At 43.0% G+C, this 12,606-nt stretch carries 9 protein-coding genes; 5 read left to right on the top strand and 4 right to left on the bottom strand.

The window, feature by feature from the left end; genetic code table 11:
* Positions 1-426 precede the first annotated feature (426 nt).
* A complete protein-coding gene (locus tag DP116_RS21675; protein ID WP_169157140.1) occupies positions 427-4,194 on the top strand; it encodes an MHYT domain-containing protein in 3,768 nt (1,255 codons plus the stop codon).
* Positions 4,195-4,504: 310 nt separating this feature from the next.
* Here DP116_RS21675 and DP116_RS21680 read toward each other — a convergent pair whose 3' ends face one another.
* Together DP116_RS21680 and DP116_RS21685 are read right to left on the bottom strand one after the other, a co-directional pair.
* Positions 4,505-5,635: an aldo/keto reductase gene (locus DP116_RS21680; RefSeq protein WP_169157141.1), complete on the bottom strand. Its 1,131-nt coding sequence runs from the start codon at positions 5,633-5,635 to the stop codon at positions 4,505-4,507.
* A 65-nt stretch (positions 5,636-5,700) separates the two neighbouring features.
* On the bottom strand, positions 5,701-6,198 hold the full coding sequence (locus DP116_RS21685) for a bifunctional nuclease family protein (protein WP_169157142.1): 498 nt from the start codon (positions 6,196-6,198) through the stop codon (positions 5,701-5,703).
* Positions 6,199-6,537: 339 nt separating this feature from the next.
* Here DP116_RS21685 and DP116_RS21690 point away from each other — a divergent pair, with 339 nt between their 5' ends.
* Positions 6,538-7,218, top strand: coding sequence for a riboflavin synthase (locus DP116_RS21690; RefSeq protein ID WP_169157143.1), 681 nt, complete (start codon positions 6,538-6,540; stop codon positions 7,216-7,218).
* A gap of 106 nt (positions 7,219-7,324) precedes the next feature.
* On the opposite strand, the gene DP116_RS21695 is transcribed toward DP116_RS21690, so the two are convergent.
* Entirely contained in the window at positions 7,325-9,001 is a 1,677-nt protein-coding gene (locus tag DP116_RS21695) for a M23 family metallopeptidase (RefSeq protein WP_169157144.1), read from the bottom strand.
* A gap of 254 nt (positions 9,002-9,255) precedes the next feature.
* A complete protein-coding gene (locus DP116_RS21700; RefSeq protein ID WP_169157145.1) occupies positions 9,256-10,110 on the bottom strand; it encodes a biotin--[acetyl-CoA-carboxylase] ligase in 855 nt (284 codons plus the stop codon).
* Positions 10,111-10,183: 73 nt separating this feature from the next.
* Here DP116_RS21700 and pgeF point away from each other — a divergent pair, with 73 nt between their 5' ends.
* From pgeF to DP116_RS21715, 3 genes are all read left to right on the top strand, one after another.
* Complete coding sequence (gene pgeF, locus DP116_RS21705) at positions 10,184-10,987, top strand: peptidoglycan editing factor PgeF (protein ID WP_169157146.1); 804 nt, start codon at positions 10,184-10,186, stop codon at positions 10,985-10,987.
* A gap of 150 nt (positions 10,988-11,137) precedes the next feature.
* Complete coding sequence (locus tag DP116_RS21710) at positions 11,138-11,803, top strand: DUF3223 domain-containing protein (protein ID WP_246275738.1); 666 nt, start codon at positions 11,138-11,140, stop codon at positions 11,801-11,803.
* Positions 11,804-11,945: 142 nt separating this feature from the next.
* A complete protein-coding gene (locus tag DP116_RS21715; RefSeq protein WP_169157148.1) occupies positions 11,946-12,308 on the top strand; it encodes a hypothetical protein in 363 nt (120 codons plus the stop codon).
* Positions 12,309-12,606 lie beyond the last annotated feature (298 nt).

Raw genomic sequence — 12,606 nt, forward strand, 5'->3', positions numbered from 1 at the left:
ATTCCCTCTTCCCCCCCTATCCCCAGAGGCGACCGGTGAGTCCCCCCTATCCCCAGAGGGAACCGGTGAGTCCCCCTATTCCTAAAGCTGCCTATTTGTATCAACGTTAAAGTGAAACGATATTAGACCCCGTCCTACCACATTCAGGGATGGGGAATTTTATAGAATTCGTGAAGAAAATGCGCAATTTTACGTATTTTACTGAAAAATAAAATAATTTCCTCATCACTTTGTCACTTAGAATTAACAGAAAAACTTATATTCTTTACCTAATGGTTCAAATGTGAAAGATAAAATTTATCTGACGAAATTGCAGCTGGTCCGGTAGGGCATGTTGCTGCATCTCTACACAGCACCAGTATAGGACTTCATGGAAAATAGTTGGTTCACATTTCAGTAGTCTGTTGGGTAAACGCATAAAAAAATATGTACAGCGAATTAACAGGCACGTATAAATTAGAATTAGTCGGACTTTCGTTTGCGATCGCAGTTATTTCTTCATACACAGCCTTAGACTTATCAGGAAGAGTGCAGCTTGCTTGGAACAGGCGTTTACTCTGGCTGTTGGGGGGGGCTGTCGCAATGGGAATGGGCATTTGGTCAATGCACTTTATTGCCATGCTGGCTTTTGAATTACCTCAGCCTGTGACTTACGATGTGTGGACTACCCTGCTGTCTCTGCTGTTTGCAGTGGTTGCTTCTAGCATCGCTTTATCGTTGTTGAGTCGTTCTATCTCAACAGCACTTTTAATTGGTGGTGGGGTTTGCATGGGACTAGCCATTGCTTCAATGCACTACACGGGCATGGCAGCTATGCGACTTCAGGCAAAGCTTGAGTATGATTTAAAGTTAGTCAGTTTGTCGGTGCTCATTGCCATCATTGCCTCTTTCGCAGCTCTTTGGCTAGCGTTTCGACTGAGAAAAAATCAAGACTTGAAAGGGGCGATATGGCAGAAACTTGGCAGTGCCTTTTTAATGGGAATTGCCATCAGTGGAACGCACTACACAGGAATGTGGGCAACTCACTTTATGCCCCACAAACATTTATCAAAACTGCAATCTCCGGTAATGAATCAGTTCTGGCTGGCTGTTGCCATTGGGGTTGCGGCATTATTCATGTTAACTTTAGCCTTATTAACTTCTTTCTTCGACCAATCTTTAACAGATCACTTATTACAACAAAAAGCTTTAGAAGAAAGTGAAAAACGCTTTCGGATGCTGATCCGAGAGATGCAAGTAGGAGTTTTATTGCTCAATTGCAATGCTGAAATTCTCATCAGCAATCAAGCAGCAAACAATCTCCTGAATCGAAATCCCCACGATAAACAGCGTCAAGTATTTGGTGCTGGTTGGTTGTTGTTGCGTGAAGATGGTACGCCTCTTCCGGAAGAAGAACAACCCGTGCGCCAAGCAATAGCACTGCAAAAACCCATTCACAATATAGTCATGGGGATTGAAGATCGCACTCGCCAAAATCAACGCTGGCTATTAGTCAATGCAGATCCCCAGATAGGAAATGATGGTCGTGTAGAGAGGGTTGTCTGCACTTTTAGTGATATCACTCAAAGAAAGCAAGTTGAAGCCACACTGCAATTAATTGTTGAGGGAACAGCTTATACAACTGGTGATGAATTCTTTCGTTCATGCGTACGCTATATTGCCAAAGTGTTACAAGTTTTTTATGTGTTTGTTAGTGAATTTACGAATGATACCAAAACTGAACTTCGTACCCTGGCATTCTGGAATAGTGTTGATTTTGATGAAAACTTCAACTACGACATCGCTGCTATTACCCACGAACACTGTAAACTCGTTTTTGGCGGAACATGCTGCTGCCATTTTAATGATGAGTTATCAATACTTTTACTTAGAAACAAAGATATCGCCCAGTTGAATCTTCACAGCTATTTCGTTCCTCTAGTCAACTCAAACGGCGAGGTTATCGGTTATTTGGTGGTGATCGATGTTAAGCCTTTAGAGATTGATTTAAGCAAAGAGTCCTGTGTGAAAATTTTTGCTGCTCGTGCAGGGGCTGAACTAGAACGTAAACTAGCAGAAGAATTGCTCGCTAAGAGTGCAGAACGAGAAAGAGCAATTTCCTTTGTGATTCAACGCATGCGTCAAACTCTGGAAATTGAGAAAATTTTCAGTGCGACAACACAAGAGTTGCGACAAGCGTTAAGCTGCGATCGCGTCCTCGTTTATCGCTTTCATCCTGACTGGAGTGGAGACATTGTCTGCGAGTCAGTAGCAGAAGGTTGGAAAGCGCTAAAGCGCTTACAAAAGAATCAATCCCAATTCACACAGAACGCGGTGAACCAAACCGATTGTGTGATCAAAAGTGTTGGGGATGCAGATAATATCATAAAGGAGACCTATATGTACGACACCCAGGGCGGTTATTTCCGTTCTGGCGTAACTTCTCGGTGCGTTTCGGATATTTACAAAGCTGGATTTGACCCTTGTTATGTTGAATTCTTAGAACAATTTCAAGCACGGGCATACATCACAGTTCCCATCTTTTGCAACAATCAACTTTGGGGCTTGCTAGCAACGTATCAAAATTCTGCTCCTCGTCAATGGAAAGAAGCAGAAATCAAAATGGTAGTTCAAATTGGAGCACAATTGGGAGTCGCAATCCAACAAGCAGAATTGTTAGTACAAACGCAAAAGCAATCTACCGAACTCAAACAAGCCAAGGAAGCCGCTGATAAAGCCAATCGTGCTAAAAGCGAATTTTTAGCAAATATGAGCCATGAACTAAGAACACCACTCAACGCAATTCTTGGCTTTACCCAACTGATGAACCGCGACACTTCCTTAAAAACAGAGCATCAGAAATACCTAAATATCATTAATCGTAGCGGCGAACATCTGTTGGTGTTAATTAACGACATTTTACAGATGTCCAAAATTGAAGCGGGAGGTATGACATTTAATGAGAATAAATTTGATTTATATTACCTCCTTAATAGTTTAGAGGCAATGCTCAAACTCAAAGCTCAATCCAAAGGCTTAAACCTGATATTTGAGCGTACCCTTCAAGTCCCGCAATATATCACAACTGACGAAAGTAAATTGCGTCAGGTTTTAATAAACTTACTAGACAATGCCACTAAATTTACCGAAAAAGGAAGTGTCACTCTTCGGGTATCAGTGGACCAAGGGAGTAGAGACATACAACAGCAGCAACACAGTCCACAATTCCATCTCCTGTTTGAGGTCACAGACACTGGTCCTGGCATTCATCCCAATGAATTCGATAAATTATTTCAAGCTTTTGAACAAACTGCAACAGGGTTAAAATCTGGTGAGGGTACTGGCTTGGGTTTATCCATCAGTCATAAGTTTGTGCAAATGATGGGAGGAGAAATCAAGGTTAGCAGTACCTTGGGGGTTGGAACTCAGTTTAGCTTTTTTATTCCTATAGAGGAGGCAACAGAAACGAAAACACAAACTCTTGAGTTCACGAGTCATAAAGCCATTGGCTTAGCTTCTGAACAACCCGCTTATCGGATTTTAGTTGTCGAGGACCAGCAAACCAATCGTATGCTATTGGTCAACCTGCTAAACAACCTAGGCTTTCAAGTACAAGAAGCCACGAATGGTCAAGATGCTCTCACTCTCTGGAGAATATGGCAACCGCACTTAATTTTTATGGATATACGGATGCCCTTAATGGATGGCTGTGAGGCGACTCGCTTGATTAAGCAAAGGGAAAGGAAGACACATCAACATTCTCATCAAACCATCATCATTGCCATAACGGCAAGCGCTTTTGAAGAAGAAAAACACAAAATTTTGAGTGCTGGCTGTGATGATATTTTAAGTAAACCCATTCAAGAACAAGATATTTTCGGAAAAATAAGCAAATATTTGGGCGTGCAATTTCTTTATCAAGAAAATACAACAAATACAGATATCACTCCACCTATTTGTAAGGTTATGACCAATTTTCCTAACCTGGCTTCTGTGATGGGAACTATGCCTACCGAGTGGATACGACAGCTTCACAATGCTGCTTGTGGTGGCAACGATTTGCTCATTCTTCAACTGATGGAACAAATTCCAGCAGATAAAATAGATTTGATTGAGGCTTTGAATGTTTTGGTTGAAAATTTTGACTTTGAGCAAATTATAGAACTGACTGAAAACAGAACTCAGAATTCAGAACGCATAACTCAGCAATCATAGCAGTTCTCATTTGAATCACATACACTAAGTAGCCATCATGAACTGCGTACACAAGAACACATGAAAAGATCTCTTAGCCTGTTCCCTGTTCTCTGTTCCCTGTTCCCTGTTCCCTGTTCCCTATTTTCAAGTCAGATAGGTAGAAATAAACAGAGCTATGTTAAGAAATGTAAAAACGCCTCAAACCCTTACTAATGAATGGCAGGTGCTGTAGCCTGTGAAACCCGTCCACCGCACTGCCTCCTAATGACCAATGACTAATGACTGCCAAAACATCGTTAACTTTATTTGTACCGACCTACTTAGTTTCTCAACCCCACAATCGCCGTCCTGATGATCCATTTAGCCTACTATGAGTATCTTGTAACAAAGTTGGTATATCCAACTCTTCTGGACACCGGGGCAGACAGTCGCCACATTCTGTACAACGGCTAGCTTTCATTCCAGCGAACCAGTGACCAGCATTTTCAAACATTCTGTAGCGGTATTGCCCAAAATCACCCATGTCATAGGCAACTGCAAGATTGCGTAACCGCAACACTTCTGGAATGTTGATATTTTCTGGGCACGGTAAACACGCATAGCACTGGCTACATTTGTCTGTTCCCAAAACAGCCTTTTGACGATTTTCTAGACGTTCAAAGACCGTTATTTCCTCTGGGGTTAACTTTTGATCACAATCTGCAACCCGCAAAGGTTCTGTTAATTCCTCTGGGTGTGCTGGTCCGATGCTGAGAGTGGTGATTCGGGAGTCACTAAGTAAAAACCGATAATTTAACTCTAAAGGTGAAAAAGGATCACACAAATCTTTCAAGGTTTGGGGTGGTGTATACAGGCGTCCTCCTTTATCAGCAGGAGAAATAATAAATACACCCATATCTTTTTCATAAGCTTTCTGAATTGCCTCTGCGTTGCGCTGAAAAAAATAGTAATAATGCAGATTGACAAATTCAAATAAATCTGTATCTATCGCCGCCAAAATAATCTCTAAAGGCGCATGGGTAGAAAAACCAACGTGTCGCACCCGACCATCGGCAATAGCTTCTTGCACCGCCTGCATACAGCCATTCTTGGCTTTTACCCAGTCAAGATGTTCCCATGTGTTTAAACCGTGAATTCCCAGGCAATCTAGATAATCTAACTTTAATCGTTCCAGAGATTCATCGATATACCGACGCATAGTGTCAGCATCCGCTGTTGGTGGAATTTTAGTGGTGATGTGAACTTGGCAACGGTTAACTGGTAACCCTACAGAAATTGCCTCACCAAGATACTCCTCACTTTTTCCGTATCCTCTAGCAGTTTCTAAATGATTAATCCCCAACACTATGGCTTTGTGAATGGTCTGCCATGCATTTTCCTGTGAAGCTAAGTAGCGCATTGTCCCCAAGGAAAAGACAGACAAGCGTAGATTCGTTTTCCCAAAACGTCGGTATTTCATTTTTAACAGAGTTCGGAGTTAAGAGTTTGCTGCAAGTCACTCATAACTCATTGTTTATATCTCATCTATGTTTCGCCACTACCAAAACGCTTGATCAAATCTTCAGGGCGGAGATCGGAGATAAATTCCCGGAAGGCTTGCTGTTCGGCTTCATCTGCATCCCGATCTACAGGAATAGAAGCATCCGCAATCACTTCTTCCATGACCCAAATAGGAGTATTTGTACGGAGGGCGATCGCGATCGCATCACTAGGACGCGCGTCTATTTCTTTTTTGACATCGCCTTGCTTCACAATTAATGCTGCATAAAATGTATCTTTCTGTAATGAATGAATGATGATCCGTTCCAAAACGATGTTCCATGCATCCAGCATATTCACAATCAGGTCATGAGTTAAGGGTCTTGGAGCCTTTTGATTCTCCAGTGCGCCCATAATTGCCCTAGCTTGTTCTTGACCAATGTAAATTGGCAATGCACGGCGGTCTGAAGCATCTTTCAAGAGTACAATCGGGCTGCGGGTTATGGCATCTAATGCTATGCCAGCGACTTTCATTTCAAGCATTGGCTAAGCCTCTAAAATCCTTTGAGCGCTATGGTAATTTGTAACAAATCGTACTTGTGTTGTAATCATTTTGGGGTTAGGATAAACATAACTCTTCATTCGCTATAATTGCCTCTATTAAACTCCTAAATGGATGTGAACACTAGAGTAAGTCAAACAAGCCTAATTCGACAATAATCTACTTTTCTAAATGTGCGCAGTCATAAATGTAAATATTTTGAACTTTTGACATAATTTTTAGTCTGAAATTATACTTAAAATTTTGAAATGTTTGTGAGAATTACTAGCTGCTTTTGGGCAAAAATAAGCAATAAATAGAGTTAGTTTTGCAAAAAAGCCGTGTTTACAGGAATAATCCAAGCATTAGGAACCATAAAACCCCTGGAGTTCAGTTCTTGGCAAATCACTTGTGTGACTCAGCCATCTAATGTAATTATGCAAGATTTAGCGACAGGTGACAGCATCGCTGTAGATGGCATCTGCCTAACGGTAGAAAAAATTTTAAAAAATGGATTTATCGCTACGGCTTCACCAGAAACCCTGCGCCGCACAACACTAGGACAAGAAGAAACACAACAGAGGTACGTTAACTTAGAAGCATCGCTGAGAGTGGGGGGTAAAGTGGGCGGTCATTTCGTTATGGGACACGTGGATGGTATTGGTCAACTGGTGTCAGCAGAAGCGACACAAACCTCTTGGGAATTGATTTTTACCGCTCCAGGTGCGATCGCCCGCTATATGGTCTCCAAAGGAAGTATTGCTATAAATGGCATCAGCCTAACAGTAGCCGATTATCAGTCTGAACTATCGCAGTTTAAAGTAGCAGTGATTCCCGTCACTTACAAAGAAACCAATCTCCAATACATCAATCCGGGTAGTTGGGTGAATTTAGAGGGAGATATTCTTGGCAAATACGTCGAAAAATTCCTTTGTTTTGGCAATCCGGATCTGGAAGAAGCTACACAGACAATTCCAAATGACATAACACCCGGATTCTTAGTTGAACACGGGTACTTGTAAGCAAAAAGGGACAACCAGAAAGAGGAAGGAGGAACAGAGCGAGGGAAAAGTTAATACTTAATAACTTTTTTCCTTCACACTTTCACTCCTTCACTCCCACACTTTTCTAGCTACCTGGTCGCTGAGGAGTTTGAGCTGTATGTAACGATTGCATTAATTGACCAAGGGCGGACTCTAATTGAGCGCCTGGATCAGTCGCAACCCATCCTTCGGGTGTCAGCTGGCGCACCTCAAAGTGCAAGTGGGGTCCTGTGGACAAACCAGTGCTACCAACTCGTCCAATAACGGTTCCCTGTTGCACCAATTGACCGGGCTGAACAAAGATTTCTGACATATGACCGTAAAGAGTTTGTTGGGCGTTGCTGTGGTTAACTATCACTGTCATACCGTAGCCGCCCAACCAATCAGCACTCTCTACTTTACCAGTGTAGGCTGCCAAAACAGGTGTTCCCATAGCTGCGCCTATGTCTGTACCAGAGTGGAAACTGCGATCGCCTGTAATGGGATGAGTTCGCCAACCAAACAGAGAACTAATTGCAGAGGGGATAGAAAGGGGATACATCAATCCCGGACCACTTGCGAGTCTACCACCATAGACTCCACCGTAGTTTACTTGCGGCAATACTGCTGCTAGCGGGATATCATAAGTGATATTACTGATACGAGGTGCAACATTTTCCGCAGTCATTGGTGCTGGTAAGATCCCACCTACTGGAGCAATCGGTACTGAACTCACTGTTGTAGGGGAGGAAAAGTCGGGGATAAACCGGTTGGGATGATATGTATCTTTAGTTATACTTCTATAAGCCGTTCGATAACTGCGATGCCGACTAGGAGTCATGGAACGAGAAACAGTCCTATAAGTGGGACGATCCAAAGAGTTTCGTTCACCTCTTTCAACATGCCTGACTGGCGGAACAGTTGCTAATGTGGCAGGTTTGCTTCTTCTAATCCAACTTGCTTTCTTTCGGGGTAATTCAGTATTGGACTGTTGTGTAATAACTACAGAATTCGGTGCTTGATACCTATCGGTAGCACCAGTGTTGTATTCGCCTGGGTCGATATAAGCGTTGTTGTAATCTTTCGGAGTGGAGTCGTCAGTAGAGGAGGCAGTCCCTTGGCGTGAGTTCAGCGCCGCGCGGAGGTTATCGATCTTGGTGGAATTGGCGTAGGGTTCCCTCCAGTGCGCAAGGTGCCGTGGAACAGGCCAGTTGTTCTCTTGGGAAACCTCTTGTTGAGGTTGTTCCTTGCTGACACTTATGTTGAATTGTGGAACCTCTACTTGAGGTGCTCTCTGTAACCTTGTTCTCCAGTTTCTAGTACTTTCGCTACGTACAGAAACTTGCACACGGGGTTTGAATTTTCTGATCGCCACCTCTGGCTGTGAACTTTGTGCATGACGTTTGTAATTTCTGAGAGCGACTGCAGGACTTGGTCTTTTTGCCTGAGAGAGTCTTTGTCTGAGTCTAACCCGGCGTTGAGAAAATTCGTCGGACTGCGATTTCGTCTCTTCTACTGCGGGGCTGCTATTGTTGTGTCTAAAAGTATCTCTTTTGACTCTATTCACCGATGGTGCTGGTTGAGAACTTTCAGCAGTGGGAACAATATTATCGATTGCTGATTCAGTTTGAGCAAACACCAAGCCACCATTACTTAGCATAGTAATGCTGCCAAGCCAAGCGAGACTTTGTGCTGGGAGCGTAGACGCAAAGCGTCTTGTTGAGAGGCATTGCTGCCACAATTGATGCAAACGGTTCTCGGCAGAGTTATTGCGCTGCGCCATTGTTTTTTTGATGTTTTGTGTATTGTAGAGCATGAACTACCTATACTCGCGTAAGGTGTGAGTATAGGCTTCGAGTCTCATTCGCTGTTGCTGTGTTGGGTATACTCATGACTGAGTATTCGGAACCAAATCTGATCTAATTATGGTTAGTAGACTGAATGAAACAAGAATCCCATCGCCCTTTTAGGCGTGGGAGTGTCAAAGCTTCGGCTCCGCTCAGCTTTGACCCTGAGCGGAGCCGAAGGGTCAATTGGTTAATGATATGAATGACAGTAACCCAAACTGATTGTACCGGGCTGAAGGTAAATTTCTGATCTTTTTACTGATTTCAGTTCGGATGTTTCCATACGAACCCGAAGCTCCCCAGTATTTGTCACGCCAATGATAGTACCTACAGTGTTGTTAACATAGACTTTCTCACCTATGTTCATTAGCAACTCTAGATAACGATATATTAGTATATCGACTCCTTCTTGGAACAAGCACTGTATACCGGATTCTATTCCAATTAAAACTTTAGAAATGAGCATTTCCAAACACGAGACGAATTTAGTCTGCTGATTTGCTTGCCACATTTCCAGATTGATTCCGGTTTCTGGTACAGGGTTTGCCCAATTCAACCCTACACCAATAACTGCTTGGGTGATGACTCCTTTGTGTATTTTGGTTTCTGTCAAAATACCGCCAAGCTTTCGGCTGACTAATATTAAATCATTAGGCCATTTAATATCAACAGGAACGCCGCAGTTTCGCAACTCTTGAGCAATTCCCCAAGCAGTAGCCAGGGTGAGTTGGTAGCTGTTGGTAGCATATAGTTTGGGGAGGCAAAAAGCAGTCCTATTTTCTGCCGCTATATTGCCGTTTGCAATAGCCACTGAAAGATATAATCCCCCAGCTGATGACATCCATTGACGACCCCATTGTCCTCTTCCTGCTGTCTGGTCAGTCGCAATGACGACACATCCTGATTCAGCCCCTTGGGCTAGCAAGTCCCAGAGGATTTGGTTCGTTGAAGAAACAGTTTCAAAAAGATGTAGCGAAAATTGTAAATAAGGACTTTTGCGTTCTACTTGTAGAGCAGTTTCCAACTTTTGTTGATCCAATGCCATAGCAGTTTACTAAATTTCCAAGTGCTAGGATAAATTGGCGGCTATTGATGTTTGTTTTTAGGTTTGGTTAAAGATGCACGCTTGGCACTGGCGCACATGGGAAGGGTTACCCTATCTAACCTGTAGTCTATTGGAACCCTGGCATCATGGCTTTTTTACTCAGCAGTTTTCACCTAGTTATCCGTCAGAACTTACAAAGGTGCTGCATCCAGAAGCATCAGCTTATCGCTTAAAACAGGTACATGGCAATACCGTCCTGACTCCAAAAGAAATTGTGGCTCTCTTAGCAGAAGGTGGTGACCAGGTCGATGGAGAAGGTGATGATGCCCTAGTCTCAGGAGATGGGTTAATATCCAATCAGCCTCTGCAAGCAGTATGGGTCGCGACAGCTGACTGCACGCCTGTACTGATTGCTGATGAGAAAACAGGACAAGTAGCAGCAGTGCATGCGGGTTGGCGTGGCACTGCGCTCAAGATAGTACCGCAAGCGATCGCCCGAATGCAAGCACAAGGTAGCAAACTTGAAGATTTGCGAATTGCCATGGGACCAGCGATCGCAGGTGAAGTTTATCAAGTCTCAGAGCAAGTTGCTGCTGAAGTTGGGGCAAGCATTATACCACAAAACGACGAAAAAGCAATTGTCGCTGCATTGTACAAGCTACCAAATTCTCCCTTACTACCAGATCCAAATCCAGAACGGGTACGGTTGGATGTGCGGCGGGTGAATACTTTACAGCTGGAACAGTTGGGGATTAGTTCCCAACAGATGGCGATCGCCCCTTATTGTACTTATCAAACCCCAGAGTATTTCTTTTCTTACCGCCGGGAAAAGCAGAAAAAAGTTCAGTGGTCGGGTATTGTTAGCAATACTCTCTAAGTATCTGGAACTCACGAATTGTTATCAGTGAGATGCCCATCTGGTATGTAACAGCGCATCAAAAATCTAGAGGACTGCGTACCCCTCGTCCACCACAGCCCACAATTTAAAAAAAGCTCTCTCTCAACTCAAAGTGACGTTAGATTGAAAATGGCTAGAAGGAAAAAAACTCAAATCTTGGACAAAGAGTTTGAAACGCAAAAAGAACTAAAAGAATATGTTCAAAAAATTTTATACGCATACGAGCTAAAGGAACTCTTGTCTCCTGAACACTTCCAATTTATCAGGTCGCTTCTCAATAATCATCCCGATTCCTACGAGAAAATTGGTGATGGCATAGAAAGCATCTGGATACAAGAAAATGTAGTCAATCGTGGAAAGTCGAGAGGTTTCTGGTTTCAACGTATAGATCGTTCAATCGATAACTTCAGTTACAAAGTATGTATTGAAAGTCCTCCATCAGTGACAAGTCATTTTATCATGGCATGTAGAGAGGCTGTAGATAGTTATGTCAATGCTTATCGAGAAAAAACTTTTCAGGGGGTAGAAATATTGCAATGTCCCACTACTGGTGACTCAATCACCTTAAAAGAATCATATGTCGCGCATTCACCTTTACACTTTAAAGAACTGGCAGAAGCATTCAGAAAAAACGAGGATTTAGTCTTATCGGAACAATTGTTCCAAGTTCATCGTGATGGTGATTTCGCTATGAGTTTTGCTGATGAAGCTCTTCGACAAAAGTGGATCAAATACCACTCTGAAAACGCTACCCTTGAGATTAGAAGCAAGAGCGTACTTGGAGTCAAAGTGTGAAACAGATGTGGCATAATTGCGCTGAGTTCACAACCATGTTATGTTTGGGGCGATCAATTTTGAATCAAAGCTACGTACCTCAGTTCACAGAGCGATATTGCTTAGGGTTATAATTTCAGGCAAGCGAATCCCAATTGGAAGAATGACTACAGTAGCTATTTTGCCAATCTCTAATCCAAACGGTGAAAAGTCTTATCGCGCTATTGCAGGTGATAAGCAATCGGTTGGCAAAACTGCGGGGCAAGCCCTAGATGCGTTGACAGCTCAGTTAGGTGAAACTGAGTTCAGTGCACTGCTTGTTATTCAAAGCTTTCGTCCCGATCCGTTCTTTAGTACAGAGCAACAAAAACGGTTATCGGAGTTGATGAGTGTATGGCGGACAGCACGAGATCAAGGACAAGCGTTGCCGCCAGAGCAACAAGCAGAGCTAGATACTCTCGTTGATACTGAACTGAGAGCTGCAACAGCCCGGACAGCCGCATTAATGCAGCAATTGAGTCAATGAACCGTTACATAAGACCTACCCAAAGTTATCCAATGCTAGACATTGTTCGCCATTGGTCTAGCTGAACTTTGGTGCTTACTTCCTGATTCAACCTGGTGATGTCGGCATCCTCCAGTCCACAGGCTCACTCCGTCTAACTGACGGTGATGGACGAAAGACCTATTTTGACCCAAATATGACTATATTGTCAATGCACACAGCTGTACAAAAACCGAACCAAAATCAAAAGTTACCCAAGATTGAGTAAGTAGGTAGGCGGGAAAAAACCAAACTATGTTAAGATAAGTAAATACGGAGA

This window comes from Brasilonema bromeliae SPC951, from assembly GCF_012912135.1.
Lineage (GTDB): Bacteria > Cyanobacteriota > Cyanobacteriia > Cyanobacteriales > Nostocaceae > Brasilonema > Brasilonema bromeliae.